The sequence below is a fragment of the Lysinibacillus sp. PWR01 genome (assembly GCF_043359455.1).
Taxonomy (GTDB): domain Bacteria; phylum Bacillota; class Bacilli; order Bacillales_A; family Planococcaceae; genus Lysinibacillus; species Lysinibacillus fusiformis_F.
In genome coordinates this window covers 85,911-112,150 of record NZ_JBHERJ010000051.1, presented here as the reverse complement: position 1 = coordinate 112,150, position 26,240 = coordinate 85,911, and the positions used below count along the sequence as shown (strand labels likewise).

General features: G+C 36.7%; 27 protein-coding genes and 1 riboswitch. Of the genes, 21 read left to right on the top strand and 6 right to left on the bottom strand.

All coding sequences use genetic code 11. The annotated features are described in order from the left end of the window. Positions 1-2: 2 nt before the first annotated feature. The 13 genes from ACEVFT_RS10230 (at position 3) to ACEVFT_RS10170 (ending at position 14,663) form a co-directional block, all read left to right on the top strand. Positions 3-761: a DeoR/GlpR family DNA-binding transcription regulator gene (locus ACEVFT_RS10230; RefSeq protein WP_009370726.1), complete on the top strand. Its 759-nt coding sequence runs from the start codon at positions 3-5 to the stop codon at positions 759-761. A gap of 44 nt (positions 762-805) precedes the next feature. After that, the gene (locus ACEVFT_RS10225) at positions 806-1,972 is read left to right on the top strand and encodes an MFS transporter (protein WP_393949565.1); all 1,167 of its coding nucleotides are present in this window, start codon (positions 806-808) and stop codon (positions 1,970-1,972) included. 12 nt (positions 1,973-1,984) lie between these two features. Next, positions 1,985-2,920, top strand: coding sequence for an aldo/keto reductase (locus tag ACEVFT_RS10220; RefSeq protein WP_342442815.1), 936 nt, complete (start codon positions 1,985-1,987; stop codon positions 2,918-2,920). Positions 2,921-3,950: 1,030 nt separating this feature from the next. Then, positions 3,951-4,943, top strand: coding sequence for a Gfo/Idh/MocA family protein (locus tag ACEVFT_RS10215; protein WP_205442157.1), 993 nt, complete (start codon positions 3,951-3,953; stop codon positions 4,941-4,943). Then, on the top strand, positions 4,936-5,934 hold the full coding sequence (locus ACEVFT_RS10210) for a Gfo/Idh/MocA family oxidoreductase (RefSeq protein ID WP_342442816.1): 999 nt from the start codon (positions 4,936-4,938) through the stop codon (positions 5,932-5,934). The genes ACEVFT_RS10215 and ACEVFT_RS10210 overlap by 8 nt, the downstream gene beginning before the upstream one ends. 18 nt (positions 5,935-5,952) lie before the next feature. Beyond that, entirely contained in the window at positions 5,953-7,455 is a 1,503-nt protein-coding gene (locus ACEVFT_RS10205; protein ID WP_205442160.1) for a sugar ABC transporter ATP-binding protein, read from the top strand. A gap of 19 nt (positions 7,456-7,474) precedes the next feature. Further along, complete coding sequence (locus ACEVFT_RS10200) at positions 7,475-8,464, top strand: ABC transporter permease (RefSeq protein ID WP_205442161.1); 990 nt, start codon at positions 7,475-7,477, stop codon at positions 8,462-8,464. A 47-nt stretch (positions 8,465-8,511) separates the two neighbouring features. Further along, positions 8,512-9,477: a sugar ABC transporter substrate-binding protein gene (locus ACEVFT_RS10195; protein WP_205442162.1), complete on the top strand. Its 966-nt coding sequence runs from the start codon at positions 8,512-8,514 to the stop codon at positions 9,475-9,477. 65 nt (positions 9,478-9,542) lie between these two features. Beyond that, entirely contained in the window at positions 9,543-10,556 is a 1,014-nt protein-coding gene (locus ACEVFT_RS10190; RefSeq protein WP_205442164.1) for a LacI family DNA-binding transcriptional regulator, read from the top strand. A gap of 88 nt (positions 10,557-10,644) precedes the next feature. Beyond that, the gene (iolG, locus tag ACEVFT_RS10185; protein ID WP_205447333.1) at positions 10,645-11,655 is read left to right on the top strand and encodes an inositol 2-dehydrogenase; all 1,011 of its coding nucleotides are present in this window, start codon (positions 10,645-10,647) and stop codon (positions 11,653-11,655) included. A gap of 223 nt (positions 11,656-11,878) precedes the next feature. Next, positions 11,879-12,775: a myo-inosose-2 dehydratase gene (gene iolE / locus ACEVFT_RS10180; protein ID WP_205442166.1), complete on the top strand. Its 897-nt coding sequence runs from the start codon at positions 11,879-11,881 to the stop codon at positions 12,773-12,775. Between the two features lie 86 nt (positions 12,776-12,861). Next, positions 12,862-13,674, top strand: coding sequence for a sugar phosphate isomerase/epimerase family protein (locus ACEVFT_RS10175; RefSeq protein ID WP_205442167.1), 813 nt, complete (start codon positions 12,862-12,864; stop codon positions 13,672-13,674). Between the two features lie 485 nt (positions 13,675-14,159). Beyond that, on the top strand, positions 14,160-14,663 hold the full coding sequence (locus tag ACEVFT_RS10170) for a pyridoxamine 5'-phosphate oxidase family protein (protein ID WP_342534145.1): 504 nt from the start codon (positions 14,160-14,162) through the stop codon (positions 14,661-14,663). A 50-nt stretch (positions 14,664-14,713) separates the two neighbouring features. Here ACEVFT_RS10170 and ACEVFT_RS10165 read toward each other — a convergent pair whose 3' ends face one another. Beyond that, positions 14,714-15,220, bottom strand: coding sequence for a GNAT family N-acetyltransferase (locus ACEVFT_RS10165; RefSeq protein WP_342534146.1), 507 nt, complete (start codon positions 15,218-15,220; stop codon positions 14,714-14,716). Between the two features lie 132 nt (positions 15,221-15,352). Between ACEVFT_RS10165 and ACEVFT_RS10160 the strand changes: the two genes are divergently transcribed. Continuing rightward, positions 15,353-15,808 (top strand): GNAT family N-acetyltransferase, encoded by a 456-nt coding sequence (locus tag ACEVFT_RS10160; RefSeq protein WP_393949560.1) that lies wholly within the window; start codon positions 15,353-15,355, stop codon positions 15,806-15,808. Beyond that, a complete protein-coding gene (locus tag ACEVFT_RS10155; RefSeq protein WP_393949559.1) occupies positions 15,789-16,124 on the top strand; it encodes a GNAT family N-acetyltransferase in 336 nt (111 codons plus the stop codon). Before ACEVFT_RS10160 ends, ACEVFT_RS10155 begins: the two co-directional genes overlap by 20 nt. A 40-nt stretch (positions 16,125-16,164) precedes the next feature. Here ACEVFT_RS10155 and ACEVFT_RS10150 read toward each other — a convergent pair whose 3' ends face one another. Continuing rightward, the gene (locus ACEVFT_RS10150) at positions 16,165-16,428 is read right to left on the bottom strand and encodes a Parvovirus coat protein VP1-like protein (RefSeq protein WP_393949556.1); all 264 of its coding nucleotides are present in this window, start codon (positions 16,426-16,428) and stop codon (positions 16,165-16,167) included. Between the two features lie 181 nt (positions 16,429-16,609). Between ACEVFT_RS10150 and ACEVFT_RS10145 the strand changes: the two genes are divergently transcribed. The 3 genes from ACEVFT_RS10145 to ACEVFT_RS10135 all read left to right on the top strand — a co-directional run bounded on the left by ACEVFT_RS10145 (position 16,610) and on the right by ACEVFT_RS10135 (position 19,730). Continuing rightward, positions 16,610-17,659, top strand: coding sequence for a DUF418 domain-containing protein (locus ACEVFT_RS10145; RefSeq protein ID WP_393949553.1), 1,050 nt, complete (start codon positions 16,610-16,612; stop codon positions 17,657-17,659). A 137-nt stretch (positions 17,660-17,796) separates the two neighbouring features. After that, complete coding sequence (locus ACEVFT_RS10140; RefSeq protein WP_393949551.1) at positions 17,797-18,453, top strand: hypothetical protein; 657 nt, start codon at positions 17,797-17,799, stop codon at positions 18,451-18,453. A 23-nt stretch (positions 18,454-18,476) separates the two neighbouring features. Then, a complete protein-coding gene (locus ACEVFT_RS10135) occupies positions 18,477-19,730 on the top strand; it encodes a glutathionylspermidine synthase family protein (RefSeq protein WP_393949549.1) in 1,254 nt (417 codons plus the stop codon). 537 nt (positions 19,731-20,267) lie between these two features. Here ACEVFT_RS10135 and ACEVFT_RS10130 read toward each other — a convergent pair. After that, complete coding sequence (locus ACEVFT_RS10130; RefSeq protein WP_205442176.1) at positions 20,268-20,741, bottom strand: YbaK/EbsC family protein; 474 nt, start codon at positions 20,739-20,741, stop codon at positions 20,268-20,270. Positions 20,742-20,980: 239 nt separating this feature from the next. Here ACEVFT_RS10130 and ACEVFT_RS10125 point away from each other — a divergent pair, with 239 nt between their 5' ends. The 3 genes from ACEVFT_RS10125 to ACEVFT_RS10115 all read left to right on the top strand — a co-directional run bounded on the left by ACEVFT_RS10125 (position 20,981) and on the right by ACEVFT_RS10115 (position 23,040). Continuing rightward, complete coding sequence (locus ACEVFT_RS10125) at positions 20,981-22,129, top strand: PstS family phosphate ABC transporter substrate-binding protein (RefSeq protein ID WP_393949546.1); 1,149 nt, start codon at positions 20,981-20,983, stop codon at positions 22,127-22,129. 31 nt (positions 22,130-22,160) lie between these two features. After that, positions 22,161-22,257, top strand: a riboswitch (guanidine-I (ykkC/yxkD leader). Positions 22,258-22,384: 127 nt separating this feature from the next. Then, positions 22,385-22,726 carry a DMT family transporter gene (locus ACEVFT_RS10120; protein ID WP_393949543.1) on the top strand — a complete coding sequence of 114 codons (342 nt, stop codon included), beginning with the start codon at positions 22,385-22,387 and terminating at the stop codon, positions 22,724-22,726. Then, positions 22,726-23,040 (top strand): DMT family transporter, encoded by a 315-nt coding sequence (locus ACEVFT_RS10115; protein ID WP_205442180.1) that lies wholly within the window; start codon positions 22,726-22,728, stop codon positions 23,038-23,040. Before ACEVFT_RS10120 ends, ACEVFT_RS10115 begins: the two co-directional genes overlap by 1 nt. Positions 23,041-23,083: 43 nt before the next feature. Here the strand turns inward: ACEVFT_RS10115 and ACEVFT_RS10110 are convergent, their stop codons facing one another. From ACEVFT_RS10110 to ACEVFT_RS10100, 3 genes are all read right to left on the bottom strand, one after another. Then, on the bottom strand, positions 23,084-23,968 hold the full coding sequence (locus tag ACEVFT_RS10110; protein WP_205442181.1) for a glycine betaine ABC transporter substrate-binding protein: 885 nt from the start codon (positions 23,966-23,968) through the stop codon (positions 23,084-23,086). A gap of 83 nt (positions 23,969-24,051) precedes the next feature. Continuing rightward, a complete protein-coding gene (locus ACEVFT_RS10105) occupies positions 24,052-24,906 on the bottom strand; it encodes an ABC transporter permease (RefSeq protein ID WP_016991840.1) in 855 nt (284 codons plus the stop codon). After that, the gene (locus ACEVFT_RS10100) at positions 24,899-26,098 is read right to left on the bottom strand and encodes a quaternary amine ABC transporter ATP-binding protein (protein WP_205442182.1); all 1,200 of its coding nucleotides are present in this window, start codon (positions 26,096-26,098) and stop codon (positions 24,899-24,901) included. Before ACEVFT_RS10100 ends, ACEVFT_RS10105 begins: the two co-directional genes overlap by 8 nt. Positions 26,099-26,240: the final 142 nt, after the last annotated feature.

Genomic DNA, 26,240 nt, shown 5'->3' with positions numbered 1-26,240 from the left:
CTATGATGAAGTCACAAAGGATAAAGGCGATTTTAGACTATGTTAGGCAACAAGAATCTGCATCAATCGATGAGCTAGTGGAAGTATTTAATGTTTCCAAAAACACCATTCGACGCGATATTCAAGAGTTAGCTGCAACTGAAAAAATTACCAAAATACATGGAGGTGTATCGATTTCTAATTCTCAAACGGTGCCTTATCAAGATCGTAAGGTGAAAAAACTTCATGAAAAGAAACAATTAGCGCAGCTGGCAGCACAATTTGTGGAGGATAACGATATTATTTTTATTGATTCTGGTACAACAACACTGGAAATGCTTGAGTTTATTAAAGATAAAAGAATTACCATTATCACAAATAATCTTGACTTTACGTTGGATGCAACATACTATCCGAATTTAAGTATTTATTCAATGGGTGGAATGTTTGAACGTTCTACTCGATCTTATGTAGGTACAGAGGGGGTAGAAAACCTTTGTAAATATAATTTTAATAAAGCTTTTATGGCATCGACAGGTATTTCATTGCCAAAGGGAATTACAAATTCCGCTCCATTAGAAACACCTATCAAAGCGAAAGTCATTGAGAGAAGTGAACAAGTTTTTGTGCTAGTGGATCATAGTAAATTTGGGAAATATTCATTAACTACTTATTGTGATTTTAATCAAATTGATTACTTAGTGACTGACCGAAAACCAGACAACATATATTTGCATCATAGTAAAGAATATAATTACAAAATTTTATATCCTGAAAAATAATCATTTATTTATAATGAATGATTAAAAGTATACGGAGTGATAAGGTGAAGAGATGGGATCAATTGCTATTTTTAGTTATTGCATTTATCTTTTGGTTTGCTCATTTTTTATATATTCCGATGTTATCTCCGTACATTGAGCATCTGGGAGGAACATTTACCTTTACTGGTATTGTGTTAGCTAGTTATGGCTTGATGCAATTTTTATTTCGTGTGCCGACGGGTATTAGCTCGGATTTATTAAATAATCGAAAACTATTTGTTGTGCTAGGAATGGCTATTAGTACAGCAAGTTGTTTAGCCTTTGCTTTAACAGAAAGCTTAGAATGGGTATTAATTTCCCGTGCACTAGCTGGAATTGCTGCAGCAACATGGGTTGCTTTTACGATTTTATTTTCTAATTATGCTGCAGATGACAAGCTACATAGCGCAATGGGAAATCTATCATTTGCACTTGTGTTTGCACAATTGCTAGGAATGGCGCTTAGTGCTTGGCTTGTTGAGGAGTTAGGATGGGATGCGCCATATTGGATTGGTACAATATTAGGGGGTATTGGGCTATTGCTTTCTTTCTTTATCTCAGAAGAGAATAAAAGACCAGTAAATAAGCCTATTAAGTTGCGTGAATTGGGCACGGTTGTAAGAGAACCGATGTTATTGAAAGTTTCTCTACTTTCTATATTTGCTCATAGTATTATTTTTACAACAATGTTCGGATTTACTACAGCATATGCATTATCTAAAGGATTACGACCAGCTGAAATCAGTCTTGTTGTATTTGCCTTTATGATTCCCCATGCCATCGCTACATTAATGAGTGGGAAACCATTTATCTTGAAAATTGGTAAGTGGCGTATATTGCAGCTAGCCTTTTTAACAACAGCTATATTTACGATGCTGATGGCTCTTATCGAAACGAAAATACTATTCTTATTTTTACAAATGATGAATGGCTTTGCCTTAGGTTTGCTATTCCCATTATTTTTAGGAATGGCGGTAGAGAAAATACCGCATGACAAGCGAGCAACAGCGATGGGGGCTTATCAAGCTATTTATGCAATAGGAATGTTTGTAGGGCCGTTTGTAGCAGGATTGCTCAATACTTCATTTGGCTTAGAAGCAAGCTTTTATTTTTCAGGCTGTATCAGCATATTAGGATTTATATGTAGCCTTATATGGTCTAGAGAGATAAAACCAATTACGATGGAATAAGGAGTGTTAACTATGGTAAAAAAAGTACAACTTGGTCGAACAGAGCTTTATGTGAATCCAATTGGTTTTGGGGCGAATGCAGTAGGAGGGCATAATTTATATCCAAATTTAGATGAGGCAGAGGGACGTGAATTGGTACATACAGTGCTTCAACAAGGGGTCAATTTTATTGATACTGCCTTTATCTATGGTCCAAAGCGTTCCGAGGAGCTAATTGGTGAAGTAGTAAAGGAGCAGGGGAATCGAGCAGAAACGATTATTGCGACAAAAGCTGCCCATAGATTAAATCATGAAGGGGAACAATTTAATAATCATCCTACCTTTTTAAAAACGGCTGTGGATGAGGCTCTTGGACGACTTCAAACTGATTATATCGATCTGTTTTATATACATTTTCCGGATAAGGATACACCAAAAGATGAAGCGGTTGGTGCACTAAAAGAGTTAAAGGATGCTGGGAAAATTCGTGCAATTGGTGTATCAAATTTTTCATTACAGCAATTGCAAGAGGCAAATAAAGATGGCTATGTAGATGTTGTACAAGGTGAATATAATTTACTGTCGCGTGACGCGGAACATGAGCTATTCCCATATTTAAAAGAACAGCAAATTTCATTTGTGCCATATTTCCCTCTAGCATCAGGCTTGCTAACAGGTAAATTTAATGAACAGGCAACATTTGATGATTTACGCAGGGGGCTACCATACTTTCAAAATAATGTATTTTCTTCAAACTTAGCAAAGATAGAGCAGCTCCGTCCAATGGCAGCCGAAAAAAATATTGAAATTGCTCATCTTGTACTAGCATGGTATTTAACACGTGAAGTCATCGATGTCATTATTCCAGGTGCAAAGCGAGCAGAGCAACTTTTAATGAATTTGGAAACTTTGAATGTACCATTAACAGATAAAGAAATTCAAGTTATAGATACGATTTTTAACAAGTAAATAATCAGCTATGTTAAGAGAGATGTATATAACCCGAAAAAATAGTTAATATATCATATGTTGATTATTTAATCTGTGGAAAATATAGGAGAAATGCTCTGAGAATTGCAACTAATTGACGTTGAATAAATATCGATATCAAATGGTTGCATTGTCCTTTTTTATAATTTTTTACTTGATAACTGTAATGCGTGTAGATCCTATCGAGTTTATTTATTTGCACCATGAGTGTGTTCTATATTTGCATGTTTAAAGCTAAAGCTGTGATTTATCTGTTCGTGGAAAAATGAATGCTGAAAATTGGTCTTTGCAAAAGTAGTAATAGAGGATATTACGTGTGAGCCAGAAAAAGTGTCTTCGATTTGGAGCATTTGTTTAGGTGTTAAAAGACATAGATTATAACGATTGGGCGGTTGTGGAGCAGGATATAAATTCTGCTCCTTTTGATAAATCATTCCCTATTGTCAAAAGAATATATGATCATATTAGTCGTTTAATAGAAGGATAAGAAAGAATGATCGTTAGTGGGATGCTTGCAGATAAAGATATATATTTTTTCTGCACGTGAATTCAATAATTTACATAAGAGTGTTGATAAATAATTTGTTAAAAAATGATTATCTTATTGTGAAATTGAATGAATAATAGTTATTTTTTTGGAGATATCGATTGCAATTATGGTTAATTTATATCCGATTACGGTTAATTTGTTAGTATAAATTGATAAAGTTATGGTTTTTTTAAAAAAGTTTAATGAGAATTAAATTTTATTAGTGTAATAATTATAGTAGTCTGGTTATTTCTTAGGAATACGACCTTGTATTGAAAATACTAGGTATTTAGAAAGTTTATAGTAGTTACCACTAATTATTTTTACTATTTCGGTAAAGTTAAAAATGGTTTAACAGAGAAAATTGTGCTATTTACGAGAAAATTATATATTGATTTATTTTTCGCAATTTTGTAATATTCAATTTAAGTAAGCGCTTAACTAGATTTATTTTCCTATTATTATAAAGAGGTGATAAACATGAATTGGGGAATTATTAGTGCTGCTAATATTGCATTTGATGAGGTTGTTCCAGCAATTCGCCGCTCGGCTAATTCTAAACCATATGCACTTGCTACCAAAACAAAAGAAAAAGCACAACGTTTTCAAATTGATAATGTCTATGCCACATACGGAGACCTATTAGCTGATGAACATGTAACATCCGTATATATCCCCCTACCAAATGCATTACATCATGATATGGTAATCAAATCATTAAAATCTTATAAGAATGTGTTAGTGGAAAAGCCAGCTACGATTTCATTAGAAGAAATGAAACAAATTGCAGCAACTGTACAAGAAACAGGTCACTATTTTTTAGAAGGTTTTATGTACCAATATCATAAGCAGCATAAAAAGATGCGTGAATTATTGCCTCTAATTGGAGATATTGTACATATTAAATCCCATTTTTCATGGTTATTAGAAAATGAGCAGGATATTCGATTAAATTCAGCATTAGGAGGAGGAGCGATGTATGATGTTGGCTGCTATTGTATGCATGCAATTACACAGTTAATTGGCTTTAAGCCCGCAGTCATTAGCATGGTAAGCAATACTCTTTCTGAAACAGATGTTGATCGTACTAGTGTTTGTACAATGTTTGATAAACATGGGAAAATGGCAACCTTTACTTGTTCGATGGAAATGCCATTTCTTGATTACTATGAAATTATTGGAGAACAAGGCTTGTTAAAAGTTTCACATAGTTTCCGTCCTGATGTTTCGAAAAGTGGCGTCGGAATTGTAGAACGCTACAATAATGCAGGAGATTTGTTAGAACAGCACAAAATTCAGGATGATCAATATTTGAGACAAATTGAACACTTTGAACAGCAAGTGGATAGTAAAGTGTCCTCTGAAAAAAATTTGCAGCAATCACTTGAAATGTCGCATTATTTAGAGCAAGCCTATAAATCAGCTTATAAAAATGGAAAATTTATCAGAGTGGAGGATATTTATTATGCTTAATGTAGCTGTTATTGGATTAGGAAGATTAGGTCGTTGGCACGTGATGAATTTACAGAAAATTAAGTATATTAATATAATTTCAGTTTGTGATTATTCTTTAGAAGTTGCACAAGCTGTTGCAACAGAATCTGGCATTCCACTTTTTACGAACAATGTAGACGAAATTATGAACAATGAGCAAGTTCAAGCGGTAGTAATTGTTACTCCTACAAGTACACACTATGAAATAATCTTAAAAGCGATTGCAGCTAAAAAAGCTATTTTTGTAGAGAAACCATTAACAATTGACATGGAAGAATCTTTGTTAATTCAACAGGAGATCGACAAGAGTGGCGTATTTTGTCAAGTAGGCTTTATGAGACGCTTTGATCAGGATTATGTTGAAGCCAAGAGAATGATTGAGGAAGGAGCAATTGGCAAGCCACTTTATTTTAAAGGGATTAGTCGAGATCCAGTTGCACCAGATTTAAGCTTTATTCCAGGTAGTGGCGGATTATATATCGATTTATGTATTCATGACTATGATTTAGCACGCTTTTTAATGGGAGCAGAAGTGCAAGCCGTTTCTGCCTTTGGTTGTAATATCAAATATCCTGAGTTTGCACAATATGATGATGTAGACCAAGGCTTTACACATCTACAATTTGCAAATGGTGCTGCGGGCGATATAGAAGGAAGCCGTTGTGCGTATTATGGCTATGATATTCGAACTGAAATTATTGGTTCAGAAGGTACACTTCTTATCGGAAGTACAAAAAAATCAAATGTCAATATTTTAACACCTAAAGGAAATCTGCATGAAATTATTCCTGCATTCCCACAGCGTTTCGAGTCTGCTTATGTCAATGAGTTAAGCGCTTTCGCTGAGGCGGTTATGAATGGGGCATTGTCACCTGTAACTGTTGAAGATAGTATTAAGGCCCTACAGATTGCTTACACAGCAACGGCTTCATTTAAAGACCAAGGAAAAATAATAACAATCGAGCACTAGAAGGGGAGAGTGTTGACGATGCCTGAAGAAATACTTGTAATGAAAGATGTTTATAAAAGCTTTCAAAGTAACCATGTATTAAAAGGGGTGAACTTAGGTGTTCGACGCGGAGAAGTACATGTGTTATTAGGTGAAAACGGTGCTGGAAAGTCTACACTGATAAAAATTATTACAGGTGCCTATGCAATGGATAAAGGTGAAATGATTTGGGAGGGGAAGCCTGTTCGTGTTACTGGACCAATAGCATCCATGGAGCTTGGTATTGCAACCATTTATCAAGAGCTAAACGTTATTCCAGAGTTAGCAGTATACGAAAATATCTTTTTAGGGCGAGAGCTAAAAAAAGGTGGTAAGTTCGGAATGCTTGATCGATCGACAATGATTAAGCAAGCAGAGGAGTTATTAGTACGTTTAGGACAAGATCCAAAATTGGCGACAGTTCAGCTAAATAAATTAGGTATTGGTCAGCAACAGCTTGTTGAAATTGCAAAAGCACTTATTTTAGACGCTAAAGTGTTAATTATGGATGAGCCGACATCGAGTTTAAGTGGTGTAGAGGTAGAACAGCTCTATAAAATTGTTGAACAGCTAAGAGCAGAGGGAATGGCCATTGTTTTCATTTCACATCGCTTTGAAGAAATTCAACGTTTAGGAAATCGTATTACTATTTTACGTGATGGACAAGGTGTGGAAACTGTAGAAGTAGCTACAACTCATCAAGATTATTGGATTGAGTTAATGGTTGGCCGTTCTCTTGATGAGAAATTCCCGAAAAAAGAATTTGTGCGAGGCGAAATAGGTTTTAAAATTGAGAATTTTAAAGTGACTGCCAATTCACCTGCTTTAAACATGGAAGTTCATTATGGAGAAATTTTGGGCGTTTCTGGTTTAGTAGGAGCGGGCCGAACAGAATTAGCGAGAGCAATTTTTGCTGCTGATAAACGACATTCGGGAGAAATCTACATTGATGGTGTGAAGCAAAAAATTACTAACCCTCGCCAAGCAATTGAAGCAGGCATTGCGTTTATTACCGAGGATAGAAAATCAGAGGGGCTATTGTTAGATTTACCACTTGACTTTAATGTCTGCTTAGCCAATATGAAGGCATTTAAAGGATCTAGAAAGCTATTAAACCCAGCTAAAATGCGCAAAGAGGCAGCAAAATATGTGAAGGAATTGCAAATTCGGCCTGGCAGCATTGAGTTAAATGCACGCAACTTTAGTGGCGGAAATCAGCAAAAAGTAGTCATTGCTAAATGGCTTTGTACGAAAGCTAAAATTTTCATCTTTGATGAGCCAACAAGAGGAATCGATATTGGGGCAAAAGTTGAAGTATATCGCTTAATGAATCATTTAGTGGATGAAGGTGCGCTTGTACTAATGATTTCATCAGATCTTCCAGAAATTTTAGGAATGTGTGATCGAGTTTTAGTAATGAATCAAGGGGATATTACAGCGAATTTACCAATTGCTGAAGCAACACAAGAAACCATCATGAAAGCAGCAACAATAGGGGCATAGCGTTTAAAGGAGGAATAAGATGAGTGAATTAATTGAAACTTTGAAAGTAGAAAAAAAAGAACAAGGCTGGAAGAAGCTATTAAGTAAATTTGGTTCGCTTTTAGCATTAATTATTTTAATGGCTGTTTTGACAATGACGACTGATAAATTCCTTACGGTCAGCAACCTCATGAATATTGCTAGACAATCATCTATAAATGCTCTACTAGCAATTGGGATGTTACTACCAATTTTAACAGCTGGTATTGACTTATCTGTAGGTTCGATTTTAGCGGTTTCGATTATGGTTATGGGGATTGTTTCAGTTAACATGCAAATGGGTGCAGTCGCTGGTATTGCCGTTTGTTTATTGATTGGCGCAGGATTTGGTTTATTAAATGGTTTACTATTAACAAAACTACGCTTACCGCATCCATTTATTTCAACATTAGGAACGATGAATATTGCGCGAGGTATCGCATTAATTATTACGGCAGCTGCACCAATTGCGGGCTTCCCGTACTTAGTTCAATTTTTAGGTAGTGAATTTGTAGGGCCTATTCCAGTAAGCTTCTTATTAGTTATTGCTGTGTATATTATCTTCCATATTTTTCTGACACGTACTCAAACAGGACGTTATATTTATGCGATTGGCGGCAATAAAGAAGCAGCGCGCTTATCAGGGATTAATGTAGATCGTGTTTTAATTATTGTTTATACAATTAGTGGTTTTATGGCAGCTTTAGCGGGTTTAGTAATGGTAGGACGTGTAAACTCCGCTTTCCCATTAGCAGGACTTTCTTATGAATTAGATGCAATTGCCGCTGTTATTATTGGTGGTGCTAGTTTCTTCGGTGGAGTAGGAACTGTATGGGGGACGTTAATCGGAGCATTGATTATAGCGGTCCTTCGTAATGGGCTGAATTTACTGAATGTTTCGGCAGATTTCCAAATGACCGTAATTGGTGTAGTAATTATTGCCGCAGTTTTCGTAGATGTTTTACGTCAGCGTAAATCTAAAGCTAATTAATGTGTGTATGAAAAAATAAATAGAAAAGAATATGGAGGCTATTAACTATGAAGAAAGTTTTAACGCCATTTCTATCTTTTGCTTTAGTGAGTTCGTTATTTTTAGCAGCATGTAATGATGATCAATCATCATCTTCAGGCTCAAATTCGGATGCTGATAAAAATGTTTCAGTTGTATTAAAAACGACATCGAGTCCCTATTGGAAATATGTAGAGGCGGGTGCTAAAAAAGCAGGTGAGGATCTAGGTATCAATGTGACAATTGTTGGGCCTTCAGCTGAGTCTGAGGTTATTCAGCAAGTAAATATGCTAGAAGATCAAATTAGTCAATCGCCTGATGCGATTTTAATTTCCCCAACGCAGCCAGATACAGTAATTCCTGCATTGGAAAGAGCAGCAAAAGATATTCCAGTGGTATTAATTGATTCAGATGCAACATTTAACGGTAAAACTACATTTATCGGAACAGAGAACTTTAGTGCAGGACAAGAAGGCGGCAAACAATTAGCAAACATGCTTCAAAAAGGTGATAAGGTAGTTCTTATTTCAGGCGCGCTAGGGAATCCAGCAACAGATGAGCGAATTAAAGGTGCTAAAGCAGCGTTAGAGGAAGCTGGAATGGTTATTGTATCGGAGCAACCTGCAGATAGTGATAAAACAAAAGCGATGTCTGTTATGGAAAATATCTTAGAAAAAGACCAAGATATTAAAGGTGTATTTTCAGCAAATGATGATATGGCACTGGGCGTATTACGTGCTGTACAAGCAAAAAATTTAGATATTAAAATATTTGGTACAGATGGTACAGAAGAAGCTGTAAAATCAATTCTTGATAATGGTTTAACAGGAACAGTTGCACAAAATCCTTACAATATGGGTTATCAAGGTGTAGAAACAGCTGTCAAAGCAATATCCGGCGAATCTATCGATAGCCGTATAGATAGTGGCATTACTATTATTACAAAAGAAAATGCACAAGAGCATTTAGATTTCTTAAAATCTATTAGTAAATAAATAGATATTATAATATGATTGCGATTATAGGTTATAAGGGCATCATTAAATAAAAGGAGTATTCAATGAAAAAATCAACTATTTATGATGTGGCAAAAAAAGCGAATGTATCGATTGCTACTGTTTCAAAGGTAGTAAACAACAAAGGTCAAATCAGCGAAAAAACCCGTAATCATATTAAGGAAGTAATGGAAGAAATGGATTATGAGCCGAGCATTATTGCTAAAGCATTGTCAGGAAAAAAAACGAAAACGCTTGGTGTAATAGTACCGAATATAGCAAATCCCTTTTTTGGAGAAATTACGCGCGCTTTAGAAAATAAAGCGCGTGAAATTGAATATGCCATTATTATTTGTAGTACGTATAATCAGTCAGAAAGAGAAGAGGAATATATTAATTTACTGTTAAAGAAACAGGTAGACGGTATTATTATTGCAACAGAGCAGCTTGATAGTGATGTATTAAAAAAAATTAATAAGCGTAATACACCAGTGTTAAAGTTCTCTGTATATGCAGATCCGAATGAAACTGCCAGTGTGACAACTAATAATTACGAAGGTGGGTATATTGCAGCTCGTTATTTATTAGAAAAGGGACATCATCATGTGGGAATCATAGGTGATTTATCAAGGGATAGTGAACAAAAGCGTATTCAAGGCTTTTGTAACTATTTTGAGGTACATCAATCTGCTGTTCAACAGTCCAAGATTATTTCATGTAATTCTGAGTTAGCTGAAGCAAAGATGGCAGCTGAGCAATTGTTGGTTTTCGAGCCGCATCCAACCGCGTTGTTTGCGACAACGGACTTCTTCGCTATCGTTGCAATTAATGCAGCGTTAGAGAAAGGTCTAAAAGTGCCAGAGGATTTATCGGTTATTGGCTTTGATAATACCATTTATGCGCAGCTATGTCAGCCACAGCTTACAACCATTGAGCAGCCTGTCGAAGAAATGGCGCAGCTTGCGATCTATCAATTATTAAAAATTATTGAAGAAGAGAAATGTGCACCGTTTGAACAAATCGTTTTAGCGCCGAAATTAATTGAAAGACAAAGTGTAAAATCATATAACCAAGATTGAAGGATTTATATTGAGGTGCAATATTTCATATAAGTCCTTTAAAAAGTTGTTTGAGTTAAGCGGTTACCTAAAAAGGAGAGAAAAAATGATGATTAATATTGGAGTTATTGGAGCTGGCCGTATTGGACAACTCCATATTGATAATTTAGTTACAATGCCAACGATTAGGGTAAAGGCAGTTGCAGACGTATATATTGATAATGTTCGCGAATGGGCAGAGCAAAGAAATATTGAATATATTACAAATGAACCAATGGATATTATTCAAAATCCAGAAATTGATGCCATATTTATTTGTAGCCCAACGACTACACATAGTGAGTTAATTAAAGCTGCTGCACGTGCTAAAAAGCATATTTTCTGTGAAAAGCCTATTAGCTTTTCAACTGAAACAACGCGAGAAGCATTAGAGGTTGTTAAAGAAGAAGGCGTTAAGCTACAAGTAGGATTTAATCGTCGCTTTGACACCAACTTCCGTACAATTCAAAATCAAGTTGCAAACGGGGCGATTGGTTCTACGCATACGTTACGCATTACGTCACGTGACCCTCAGCCACCACCAATTGATTATATTAAAACTTCTGGCGGCCTATTTATCGATATGATGATCCATGATTTTGATATGGCTCGTTATATCATGCAGTCAAATGTTGTGGAAGTACATGCTAAGGGTGCTGTACTAATCGATGAAAAGATTGGTGAAGCTGGCGATATTGATACAGCAATTGTGTTATTAACATTTGCCAATGGAAGCATCGGAACAATTGAAAATAGTCGTAAAGCCATTTATGGGTATGATCAAAGATTAGAAGTATTTGGCGATAAAGGTGCGCTAGTTACTGAAAATAACCGCCCATCAAATGTTACCTATTTCAGTGAAGACGGTATCATGACAGACAAACCATATCACTTTTTCTTAGAACGTTATACACAAGCTTATATTTCTGAAATAGAGCAATTTGTAGCGGCCATTGTCAATGATACAGAAGTAGTCTGCTCAGGAAATGATGGATTACAAGCAGAACTGATTGCTGAAGCTGCAAAAAAATCAATGGAAACAGGTCAGTCAGTAAAAATTGCTTCTTTATTAGAAGTGTAAAATAGGTTCAGATATGTTGATTGTCCATTTTTATTAACAATATTAGAAATGGGTTCTTCTTATTTCACAAGTAAGTCATATATTTGCTGGAAATAAAGGGCCTCTAAAAGTTATTTAGGAGAGGTCTTTCAAGTGAATTGAAAGGCTACTCCTATTTTTTCTAGTAATAAAGAGATACATATAAATTTTCAAATCGCTTATATACATGGAGGAGGTTCATTTTATGTTAAGTAAAGAAAATATTAAATTAGGTATCGCTCCAATTGGCTGGACTAATGATGATTTACCAGAGTTAGGGAAAGAAGTGACATTTGAACAATGTATTAGTGAAATGGCTTTAGCGGGATATACCGGCTGTGAAATAGGTAATAAATTTCCGAAAAATCCAGAAATATTACATTCATATTTAGATATACGTGGTTTACAAGTAGCATCTGCTTGGTTTAGTGCATATTTAACGACTGCACCATATGAGGAAACAGAGCAGGCATTTTTAAAGCATTGTGATTTTCTACATGCTATGGACGCAAAGGTTATCGTTGTATCTGAGCAAGGTAAGAGCATTCAAGGCAAGCTGGATGTAGGTGTTATTCGTAATAAGCCTGTATTTAATGAAGAGGAATGGGGATTGCTTACTAAAGGGTTAGAGCAACTTGGTAAAATTGCCAAGAAAAAAGGCATGCGAATTGTTTATCACCATCATATGGGGACAGGTATTCAAAATGTATCAGAAATTGATCGCTTAATGGCAGAGACAGATCCAGACCTGGTATCACTATTATTTGACTGCGGTCATTTATATTTTGCAGAACAGAATTATTTAGAAGTATTACAAAAGCATGGAGAACGTATTCATCATGTGCATTTAAAGGATGTACGAGCTGAAGTTCTTCAGACGGTAAAAGAGAATGACTTAAGCTTTTTAGAGGCAGTAAAGGCAGGGGTGTATACTGTACCTGGCGATGGGAATATTGATTTTGAGCCAATTTTTCAAGTGTTAAAGGAGATTGATTATAAAGGCTGGTTTGTTGTAGAGGCTGAACAAGACCCTGCAAAGGCAAACCCATTCCAATATGCAAAAATGGCTCGCATCTATATTGGGGAATTAACAGGGTTATAAGAATAGTTCTATGATATTTGTTGAAGTGTAGCAAAATCTAGTAAAAAGGTCTACAGGCAAGAAAGTTTAGTAGAGGGGAGAAAGAAATGAGCAGAGATTATGGTTTATGTTTATGGTCATTTGGAGATATTTCGCTTGAGGAAAAATGTAAATTAGCAAAGGAAATTGGTGTAAGTGGCGTAGAAGTTCAAGGAGATTTAACACAAAACCCGGGAGAATTGGCGACTATTTTAGCTAAATATGACTTGAAAGTAGTGTCAGTTACACCTGATAATGTAGATATTTCTAGTGAAAATGAAGAGATACGTTTAAAGGCAGTGCAATACTTTTTAGATTTATTAAGCTGGGCAAAAGAGTTAGGAGCAAGCCGTATTTGTTTGCATGGTGATGTAGGAAAAATAGCGGGATGTGGAGAGGTAGAGAAAGATTGGCAGCTCCTTATTGATAGCTCCAAAAAAGTGATGGAGAAGGCAGACACTTTAAATATTGACGTTGTATTTGAAGTGCTAAATCGTTATGAAAACCACCAAATTGTAACAGGACAAGAAGCTTTAGCATTAATTGATGCAGTAAATAGTCCTCATTTATATGTTTTATTAGATGCATACCATATGAATATTGAAGAAGCTAATCCTATCGAGGTCTTAAAAAAAGTAGGAAGCAAGTTAGGTATGTATCATATAGCAGATTCTAATCGTCAAGCAATTGGAAATGGTCATGCTGATCTAAAGGGACAAATCAAAGCTTTACATGAAATCAACTATACAGGGCCGATTATTATGGAGATGATGGCAGAGGGACCAAATCCTTTTACAGCCGTTAAAGGAGAAGACTATCTTCAAGTGCTGGCCGGTTATTATAAAACCTCATTAGCAAAGCTCAAAGAGTGGGATAATTAGAAGTAACAAAGTTTTTAATAACATAAGACACATCAACTGATATAGAAGATATATTGGAATCAGCTTCCACGCTTAGGAAATTAACAGAGCTAAAAACAGCTTCCTGTATAGGTACCACACCCCAAAAAGTTAGAGTTAAAATCTAACTTTTGGGGTGTTTTTATGTGGAAATAGAGAAATGAAACATTGTGAAAGAATATTTAGAAGCTACTTTAGGCTATCCATTATTACCTATAAAAACTACATAGAGATCGGACAAAGCGAGTTTATACAATTCAAGTTAGCTGTATTAAACAACCTATATATGGCGATTGATTTTAACATGAATAATCGCATTCGAATATGCCTCTTAGCTAAATTCATATTTTAGTGAAGAACCTTTCTTTTTATTGTGTTAAAGATGTAATATGTATATATGTTTAAAATAAACGATGTAACAGTAGCATTTATTTAATCGTTACATATTTTCATGAGGGGGTTAAGGAATGATGAGAGGTACGATTCAAAACAAGCGTGTAGAAATTTCACAAGAGGAAGCACAACAATACTTGAAATTAGGAAAAGTGGCACATGTTGCAACTGTTGATGGGGAAGGTTTTCCTTATGTTATTCCGTTTGTCTATGTGTATGAGGGGGAGGACAAACTTTATTTGCATATTGGTAATATTCGAGAGAGTCATTTTTGGTCAAATATCAAACAAAATTCTAAAGTTTGTATAGAAGTGAGCGATATGGGCGATTTACATCCAGGCAAAAAATATGCTTGTCAATCAGCACTTGTTTATCAAAGTGTGGTGCTGTTTGGGCAGATCGTAAGAATTGAAGAGGAGTCAAAGAAAGAATGGTTCTTTGATGCGCTTCTAGAGAAATATGGCAATGCTGAATGGACATTTGAAAGAGAAGGCTATCCGATTATGCCTAAAATTGAGCTATTTGAAGTACAAATAGAAAGGCTGACAGGGAAAATTAATCACGGTATGTATCACTAATTAAAAAGGCTAAGTATTGGTTAAATTTTACCATTCTTAGCCTTGTCATTTTACGACTTTGTTAAAGTGTAAAGTTGTAGAGCATCTTCAATATTGTCATAGCCTTGGCAAATAAAGTTCAATTTCTTTAAGACCTTGATTGAATTGATATTTGCAGCATCAACTTTTGCCACAATTGTTTCCATTGTTAATTGCGTAAAAGCATAATCAATTAAAGCAGTTATGGCTTCTGTTGCATAGCCTTTTCCCCAATGAACCTTGCCCAAATCATAGCCAATCTCTGTTAAAGCCTTGTCATAATCGACCATATTAAAGCCACATGAGCCAATGATATGATTGGATGCCTTTTCAAAAATAGAGAAGCGGATTGCCTTGTGTTGCCTAGCTAATTGCTCCAGTAGTTCAATCATTTCTAAGGCTTGCTCTTCATGTGTAAAATGAGTAATATTCATGTATTTGGTTACCTCAGGATCAGACCAAATGGCCAATAAACTTTTAGCATCAGCTTTCACCATTTTTCGTAATCGTAATCTTTCCGTGTTGATATCTTCAATCAATACTTTTACCTCCAAAATTATGATGAGTTGGATGAAAAATATTGCTATCTGCGCATAATTCAGTCCCTTCAATTGGATATAGGTTTATTATAATAGGAAGGATACATACTGCAAAATACTGGAGGAAATAGCATGATAAAAGTCTCGGAAGATCAATATCCTATCATTAAACAATTTATTTCAACAGCACCAACATTTGTTTATAGTATACTAGATCAAATTATAGAAGGAACTGTCTATATGGATACAGATGCTTACCAAACGTTATTATTCCACACGAAATCAGGAATCTATTATGTATATGGCGATGCAAGTAAGACTTCGATTGATCAACAGCTTGTCTACTGCTTCCAACAGGCCATAAAGCAAAAGAAACGTTTTACCTTATTTTCTTATTCAGAGCAGTGGAATATTAAAATTGAACAATTGCTAAATGACCAGCTTAGAAAATTAGAACGCTACACATTTACATTCGATGAAACTATTTATAATCATCAAGAGAAGCGTGGGGCACGACATTACGAAGTCAAGTCTATTACTGACCATCTCATTAACAATTCACTGGAATTTGATCAGACATATATATGAGGAATATTGGGATGCTACCTCTAATTTTCTCCAAAATGGCTTTGGCTTTTGTTTAGTACATAAAGAGCAGATCATCAGTGAAGCTGTCTCTATTTTTAAATCGAATGAATATGCAGAAATTGATATTATGACAGATTCAAATTTTAGAGGACAAGGATTAGCAAGCAGCATTGCGGAAACATTTATAGATCATTGTCTTGCCAACCAGCTAACGCCTTGTTGGGATTGTGATATTTCGAACACGGCATCCATTCATTTAGGCACAAAGCTTGGTTTTACAACTCCGCAAAAATATGCGATTTATACAAAAAGATAGCCCACGTTGCTTTCGAAAACACCGTGAGCTTTGTCTGTAGTTAAAAGAAACGATTGCGTAATTCGAAAACACGATAGAACATTCTGGCATCTCTAGCCATTTTATTTGGTGCGTTCATATGGGGGCGGAGGCATTGTTGAAACAATTCATCACAGTATTTTGTGCTACCGTGGCGTTCATAGCATTCATCATGCAGTTTACAGCAAGCATCCACTGCATTTGTAGGGGCGCCTGGTCCTGAACAACCAGGACCACAGTATCGATAGCCAGGATAACAAAAACCGAGCTTGCGATTTCTATTCATCTTCTAAACCTCTCTTTTCGATGTTTTTACTATAAAATATGTAACGTTTCTTCGTAGAAAAGGATAAAAAACTATAAGACTATTCTTTTTGATTTAAGGTTCCTGTAAGCTTAAAAAAAATTAACTGTAAGGATGGGAAGTTATGCTAGTTATAGCATAAAAGATAAGGAGTTTTTTCAACATGAATCCATCCGTTACACAAAAAGAACGAATCATTTCCTTAGATATTATAAGAGGATTAGCGTTATTTGGTATTTTATTTATTAATGTAGGCGCCTATCAGCTTTTAATGGAGGGTGCACCAATGCCTGATATGAGTGGTATCAATGGGGTGATTGATTCACTTATTAATATTTTTATAGAAAAGAAATTTTTCTCTATCTTTTCATTCCTATTTGGGGTTGGTTTTTATATTTTTGCTTCACGTGCAGAAGCGCGTGGGGATAGACCGAAATGGCGCTTTGCAAGACGCTTATTTGCTTTATTGGGTATTGGTATTATTCATATTTTTATTTTTTGGGGCTCTATCCTAGCCATTTACGCAGTGATTGGATTTTTATTGCTCCCATTTTATTCGGCGAAGGTTTCAACTATTTCTAAATGGTTATTTACCATTATCACACTGCATATTCTTGCGCTATTAGGACAAATGTATATGCCGACTAATGCGATTTCGTCAGCTATTTTTGGCTTTTTAGGCAATGATGCCGTGGCCATCTTTATAATGTTTTTAAGTGGTTTCTTAGTAGCAAAAGCTGATTGGATTGGGCATATTGGAGAGCATAGTCAAAAAATAAAACGGCTGCTTTATGGTACTTTCCCTTTCTTTATTGGATTTTCACTATGGATTTGGTTTGCCTCACAAGCAGATGACCAACAGCTTCAATCTATTATTGGCTTAGGGGTTGTTCCGACAACATACTTTTATTTAAGTGGTTTATTTATTCTATTAGAACATAAAACAATAGCCAAGCTACTTCAGCCAATTGGACGTGTAGGGCAAATGGCCTTTACAAATTATTTGGCACAAAGCTTTATTGGAACAGCCATCATTTCATTAATGGGGTTAGAAGTAGTTTCACCATCAGAGATTGTAGTAATCGCGAGTATAACGTTTCTCATTCAAATAATCTTTAGTGTGATTTGGTTTAAATTCTTTACAATTGGACCATTTGAAAAATTATGGCGCTATATGACTTATGGTAAAAAAGTTGTGTCAAAACAATCATAAAACACTGTAAATCCCAAACAATCCTACTGTTTGGGATTTTTTCCTGCTAAAATAAATTGTATGTTTTTGTAAAAAATGAAACCTGAAATGGTAGACAATCGTAGACTAGGTACTAGAATTAAAGGAGCGTTTACAATATGGCAAAGCAAATAAAAAAATATATGGCTGTGACAACGGCATCTTTGATGGTTGTACAGCTAGCAGCATGTGGAAATAGTGAAACTCAGACAGTGGAGGAAACCTCTTTAACTACTTCGAATCAGGTAACAGAAGATCAAAATCAAGCAACCACAAGTAATGAAATAGAAAGTGTTTATACTAGTGAAATGGCTGATGCCTGTGATGAATGGCAAGAAGGTGATGATGGTTCCTTTGAATGTATCGATGAAGATTCACCTTACTATGCACAGCATTTCTTTAATGGTCTGATGTATGCAACGGCTGGCGCAATGATAGGAAGTGCGATATATAAAAGTCGCAATTTAAAAAATGGCATAGATCGAGAGGAGCAGAGCAGTGGTGGTGGTTCAGCAGTACCACGATCGTCATCGAGCGCTAAAGATGAAAGTAAATCAACAAATGGTATAACAAACAGTACGCAAAATAAGGCTGGTTCAACTTCAGGTAGCTCTACTTCAAGTGGATCAAATTCTTATTCGAGTGGACAACGTTCCTATTCGACAGATAGTTCATCTAAGAGCTCCAATTCCTACTCTAATGGCTCCTCCTCAAGCACAGGGAAATCCGGCTTTGGTTCAGGCGGGGCATCTCGTGGCGGCTCGTCCTCCTCGTAAAGTTTGGAAAGGAAGCAAAAACGATGATGAATCACACACAGCAACGACAAGCATTCTACTCGAAATTCCCTAAATTCTTTCCTGACTTTGAGGATTTGGAGTATGCGTTATATGATGTTTTAGAATTGCCAAAGCAGCAAATTGATCAACTTCACTATGCAACACAAATCCTTTGGCGCATTTTTTTAAAAGTTGGGAAACAATTTAAACATTTATCGGTCGATCAACTGTTAGCCTTAGGAATTCGACCCGAAATGATACCCTATATTCAACTAGATTATTTACAGCAGCAATCAGTTCTGGCACGATTTGATTTTATTTGTACAGAGGAGGGCTACATTAAATGTTTAGAGTTAAATGGAGAAACACCTTTTCTTGTACAAGAAACCTTTGAGATGAATGACGCACTATGTCAGCATTTTGGCTATAAAAATCCCAATGATGTAACAGCCTTACAAAAAACATTGTCGGGTGCTCTTTTTGCTGCCATCCAATATTTACAAGATGTCAACAAACCAAAGATTGTTATCACGGGGAAAACAGCGAAGGAGGACTACGAGGAGTATTGCCAAGTACAGTTTATCAAACACTGTATTCCTTTTGATATGGAGTATGTGCCCATTCAAGAACTGATTATCTTTTCTAGTGACACGTCTGAGGTAGCACAAGGTCTGTATACACCCACAATGGAGAAAATTGATATTTTATTTAGACCCGCACACCCTGTAGAGTTTTTACTAGATGATGTGGCATCGGATGGTGATCGCATTGGATTGCATCTTTTAGAGCTTGTCAAAAAAAGACAGCTGGCAATTATTAATCCACCTGCTGCTTATGTATTACAATCGAAAATCTTATTATGGTTAATATGGGAGCGGAGAAATGATCCATTACTCTTTACTTCCGAGGAACGAGCAGCTATCCAGCAATATATGCTCCCTACATACCTTACAGCAGAACCATTTATACGAGAGGATATACCCTATGTGAAGAAGCCTGTTTATTCTCGTGAGGGAAATACTGTAGAAATTTACGCAGGAAGTGGGCAGAGAGTAAATGCTTCCACATCCACACATTATGATGATAATTTGTTTATTTACCAACAGTATGTGGAGATGCCTAGCATAACAGTACAGTTAAAAGAGGGATATCAAGCTAAGAAGTGGCTAATTGGTTCATTTGTGGCGGATAATCAAGCATGTGGTTTAAGCTGTCGGGTAGGCAATCAAATTACAGAATGGGATTCACATTGGTTAGCCGTTGGTTACAAGGAATAACAAATTTATAGTGCTGAAAAACAAAACCATCCATAGCATTTTTGTAAAAGGTGAAAATGGATTTCCGTTGCAGGCTACTTGCTTTCCTGTGAGCGAGCGCCGAATCGCTTCCTTCGCTCCGCTCCGTTTAGAGTTTCGCCTGTCTCGCTATCCCACGGGAGTCAAGTAGCCTTCCACTCCAACCCATTAATATGTTTTTTTAGCAGCGGTTTTCAAATAAAGTGAAGGTGTTCACTACTTTATATGGAGAGGTGTTGTCACGCATCGCTTCTCCACATTTTTCACTACGGTTAGTATGAAAGAAAAGGAATTTGCAGAATGGTTGATTGGAGTGGAGCCAGCGTCACAGAGGAGACCCTGGAGCGAACGGAAGTGAGTGAAGCGGCTTATCGGACGCCCCCTGGAAAGGACGCTGGCGGAACGGAAATCAACCCCTCGCTTTGCCAAAAGGTCTTTTTCTGTTAGTGACATTAACTTTATTCAACAACATGAATTGGTGAGACTTTTAAAAGTTTCGCCAATCGTTTCGTTTAGTCCTTATTCATTCCAGCCTTTACAGACATCAATCCATTCTTTATAGGGTGCATACGTTTCGAGCTCTGAAATCGTTACCTCGATGGCTGAATTGCTACTACCACAGGCTGGAAATACTGTAGTAAAACGTTTCAGTGATTCATCTAAATAAATGGCTACGCCTTCGTTTACACCAAAAGGACACACACCTCCGACATCATGGCCAATCATCGTCTCCACATCATCTTTGGATAACATCTTTGCCTTCGTACCAAATAGGGCTTTGTATTTTGCATTATCGATTTTAGCATCACCTGCAGCAACGATTAAGATCGCACCATCATTCACAAGGAAAGATAAAGATTTTGCTATGCGTTCAGGCTCACAGCCAAGCGCCTGGGCTGCTAATTCAACTGTTGCGGAGCTTTCTTCTAATTCTTGTATTTTGTGTTCTACATGCCATTGTGCTAAATGGTGACGTGCTTTTTCAATTGCCATATGTACATCCTCCTACTCATATCAATTATGCCTTAGCATAGGTTGTCGAGATTTTTTGAGATTATTCGAGAAGCTCCCTTTTCTATAGAGGCGAGTTTTCTACATTCATACAAAAAGCATTCGTTAAATCAAGACAAAATTAATTTTACCATAATTTTCAGAATATATGGTTGTGAATGCTTTATCTTTCGAGTACCATTGGTGTGAGGAGTGTAAAATTACACTAAGGAGGTTTTTGTATGCTTAAGTTTATACAAATAGTATCTATTCTAATTGGTTTATCAGTTGTGACATTAATGGTCGCACTCATTATCACATTGAGTGGTGGCATGCATTTAATTAATTTAGTCTTTACTGTACCCGCTTGTTTATTTGTCTGGATTGTTTGTAGCATGTTTAAATGGACTAACACAAAAAAACGAAGAGGCTTGCTATTTGGTGTGATGGGAATCGCCTTATTGATTGCTGCCATTAAACCAATTCAACATTATTATAAAATGAGTATTCCTACTGTGGATGCGGAAATGGATGTAACCGTTTATCAGCCATTTACGCTTGGCAATGAAGTGGTAAAATCTAATGAAAAAGCTTCCTTACAATTGACAGAGTCATTACCACGGTTAGATGGTGCAACAGCCATGTATCCTTTGTATGCGGCTTTTGTGGAGGCTACTTATCCCAAAGGTGACTATCCTCCATATAATAGTAGAGTTCAAGTAAGCCGTACACCAGAGGCCTATCAAAATTTAATTGCAGGAGATGTTGATGTGATCTTTGCGGCAGCACCGTCCACCTCACAAGAATGGCAAGCAGAAAAGGAAGGTCTTACGTTTGATATGACGCCAATTGGTCGAGAGGCATTTGTCTTTTTTGTGCACCGTAAAAATAAAATCGATAATTTAACACTTGAGCAGGTCCAAAAAATATATGCTGGAGAAATAACGAATTGGCGTGAAGTGGGTGGTGAGGATGAGGCCATTCGTGCTTTCCAACGCCCAGCAGATAGTGGAAGCCAAACGACACTAGAAAAATTGATGGGCAATACGCCAATCATGGAGGCACCCACTGAAGATGTTGCATCAGGAATGGGTGGAATCATTCGTGAAGTGTCACAATATCGAAATTATAAAAATGCCATGGGCTTTACGTTTAGATATTATTCTACAGAGATGGTTGGTAATAAAAAAATCAAATTACTATCCATTGAAGGAGTAGCACCAACAAAAGAGAATATTCAAAATGGTACATATCCTTTAGTATCTGAATTTTTTGCCATCACAGCTGGTACAGAAAATCAAAATGCTCAGAAACTGATTGATTGGATACTTTCTGAGGAAGGGCAAGCGATGGTAGAAAAGGTCGGCTATGTACCAGTGGAAAATCATTAAATAGTTTGCTATACTAAGAGTAATAATCGAATAAAAAGTTTTCTAGGGTTCCGTAGCTATTGCTAGTCTGGTCCGAGAGAAAACCACAAATTGATTTTGTGACACGGAAGGATAAAAGCCTGGGAGATACTGTTTATAAACAGTTTCTTCAGGCTTTTTTTTGTTTGGCTAAAATCGAATTATTTGGCGAATGCTGAAAAAGTATTTGGATTAACCAGTTATTCGGCCGTGTCTTATCAAATGGAGGGATTTAGGATGAATAAACAGTGGATCAGTGTCATAATAGCAGCTTGCTTTGAAGTAGGCTGGGTCGTTGGTTTAAAGCATGCAACTAGTGTGCTGGAATGGATTGGGACAGCTATTGCTATTTTTATTAGTTTTTATTTGCTCATTAAAGCGGGAGAGCATTTACCAGTCGGGACAGTCTATGCTATCTTTGTCGGATTAGGTACAGCGGGTACCGTATGTGCAGATAGCTTACTGTTTGGAGAACCGTGGAAATTAGCAAAAATAGTATGTATTGTTGTGTTACTTGCAGGGGTTGTGGGCTTAAAGCTTGTAACGGGAGAGCCTAAGGAACAAGAGGTGACTGAATAATGGCATGGATGGCATTAGTGGTTGCAGGGTTATGTGAGATGATGGGCGTATATATGATTAGTAAATATAATAAGACGAAGAGTATGAAAAATTTAGGGCTGTTGATTGGTGCATTCACCTTAAGTTTTGCAGGCCTTGCCTATGCGATGGAAACATTGCCAATGGGTACTGCCTATGCGATCTGGACAGGAATTGGTGCTGCTGGGGGAGCACTGTTAGGTATGCTATTTTTTAATGAATCAAAGGACTGGCGACGCATGGTTTGTATTGTCCTTGTATTAGGAGCAGCAATAATGTTGAAATTGCTATCATAATTAAACAGGCACTCCTGCATAAGCGGAAGTGCCTGTTTTTATATTATTTTTTTACATCTTTTGTCCATTCAGCCACTTTATCTGGATTAGCATCAATCCATTCTTTCGCAGCATCTTTTGGATCTTTACCATCCATTACTTCTAACATAACACTTTCTAAATCTTCTGCTGTCCAGTGGAAATTATCTAGAACTGAGTATACATCTGGTAAATCTTCTTTTAAGCCTTTACGAACGAATGTATTAATCGTTTCTTCTCCACCAAATACACCCTTTGGATCTTCTAAGTATTTAAGATCATATTTCGCAAATTTCCAGTGGGGTGACCAGCCTGTAACAATAATTTCTTCCTTATCTTTCAGTGCTTTAGATAATGCCGTTGTCATCGCGCCAGAAGAAGAAGTAATAAAGTTCCAATCTGCTAAATTATCATATTCTTCTAATGCTTTTTCTGTCGCAGCCGTAATTCCCGCACCTGGCTCAATACCAGTGATTGTATGATCTGCTTCATTTGTTAAATCTTCAATAGAATTGACATTCATATAGCTTGGTACAACTAAACCAATTTTTGCACCAGCAAGGTTTTCACCTAGCTCATCTAAATCAGCTTTATATTTTTCATATTGTGAAGCATGTGTATGTGGTAGCCATGCAGCCACCATTCCATCAGCTTCTCCTTTCGAGACAGCCTCCCACATGATCGCATTATCCAAAGGAGTTAATGTTACATCATAGCCTAAATCTTCGAGTACCTGCCCAACAACATTCGTTGAGGCAATTTCTGTATCCCACTCAACATAGGCTAGGTTTACCTCCTTAGAATCACTGTTTTTACCAGAACTTGAGCCTGAGTCGCCTCCACTACATGCAGCAAGCATGAAGCCTAGGCCTAGTGCCATTCCTAACTTTGATAGTGTTTTCAGTTTCATCGAATCTCCCTTTCTCTTCATCGTTTTGTATCAGACTGCCGCCATCCATCGGAGCATGGATGGTAGCAAGAAAGATGACGTTTCTATAATGCTTTCTTTTTATTGAAGCTTTGTGTTAAGCGATCAATAATGATTGCGAAAATAACTAAACCTAAACCTGCAACGAAGCCATTCCCAACTTGGGTACGTTGTAGGGCCGTTAATACTTCCCGTCCTAGACCTGGAGCCCCAATCATAGAGGCAATAACTACCATAGAAAGTGACAGCATAACGGTTTGGTTAATCCCTGCCATAATTGTTGATTTAGCAAGGGGAATTTCTACTTTAAATAATTTTTGGCTAGCTGTACTACCATAGGAGTCTGCAGCTTCCACTAATTCTTTTGGTACTTGACGAATACCGAGGTTTGTCATACGTACAGTTGGGGGTAAAGCAAAGATAACGGATGCAAAGACACCAGGTACAATACCAATACCAAAAAAGGCAACAGCCGGAATTAAATAAACAAAGCCAGGCATTGTTTGCATGAAATCTAGTATTGGTTTAATAATGTTTTCAGCTACCGTTGATTTTGACATTAGGATACCAAGTGGAATACCGATGATGATGGATATAATACTGGAAAAGATCACAAGCGTGGTTGTTTCCATAAGATGAGTCCATAATCCTTGGTTATAGATAAACAACAAGCCTATTAATGAGAATGCAGCAAGCCCTAACTTTTTGCCTGAAACGAAGAAGGCAAATATCACGACAAGAAGTATAAGAATAATGGCTGGGATACTAATTAATAAATCAGTGACCTGATTCATGAGTAGTTTTCCGAATTGCTGAATAGAGTTAAAGAACGCTGAAAAATTACTCGTCAACCAGTCCATAGCTGATTCTACCCACGGAGCTAGTGGTAATGTTGGAATATTATCTAAAAAGTTATTCATGTGCTTCGGCCTCCTCATCGCTCGTTGACAGTGCTTGGATGACAACGCCCCTAATTAGTACACCAAGCAAGCGACCATCTTTCACAACGGCAATAGGAGTAGGAGAATTATAGATCATCCCTAAAATATCCTGTAGTAGCATATCTGGTGGAACTGTTAACACTTCTGATTGCACAATAGAATGGACGGTTTGCTCTTGTTTCTTAGCTGCAGCCAGTGCATCGTCTGCAGTGATATAGCCTTTTAAATGTCTATTTTTATCAACAGCCATTAATAAACTAACAGCTTCTTGACGCATACGTTTTAGTGCCACTTTAGGGCCATCTAGGTCTGTATTGACATAAACTGGCCGTACCATGACATTTTCAGCTGTCAATACTTTTGAACGATCCACATCTTCCACGAATGTTTTGACATAATCATTTGCTGGGTTGGTTAATATTTCTTCTCCCGTACCAATCTGAATGATAGAGCCATCCTTCATAATGGCAATGCGATCCCCAATGCGTAATGCTTCATTTAAATCATGTGTGATAAATAAAATCGTCTTTTTCAATGTTTGTTGTAGATCGAGTAGCTCATCTTGCATTTCTTTACGAATCAATGGATCAAGTGCAGAAAATGCTTCATCCATTAGCAGTATTTCAGGATCATTTGCGAGGGCTCGTGCTAAGCCAACACGCTGTTGCATACCACCTGATAATTGACTTGGATACTGATCTTTGTATGCGAGTAATCCGGCATTTTCTAAAGCTTGTTCAGCTTTTGCTTGCCGTTCTTCTTTTGAAATGCCTCGAATTTCAAGGCCATATTCGGTGTTTTGAAGTAATGTACGATGGGGGAATAAACCGAAGTTTTGGAAAACCATGCTCATTTTGTTTCTTCTTACAGACCGTAGACTTTCTTTTCCCATAGTAGAAATATTTTCTCCATCGATATATATATTTCCGCTCGTTGGTTCAATAAGGCGGTTTAAGAGCCGTATAAGCGTGGATTTGCCACTTCCCGACAATCCCATAATCACAAAGATTTCTCCTTCGTTGACAGTAAAGCTTGCATCGTATACACCAACAGTTGCACCTGTTTCTTTTAAGATATCAGTCTTACTTTTTTGTTGCTTAACGAGTTCTAGTGCTTGGGGAATATGTTTGCCAAACACTTTCGATACGTGTTCTATTTTAATTTTTTCCATAGAAGCACTCCTTTCGTAGAATATTACTATGTGAGGATAACGATACCCAAAAATAAACAAGTAACAACCTTACTGTAGCAAAAGGTTGTTACTTTTGTCAAATCGACAAATAAGAAAAAATCCGCTTAAACGCTGTTATATC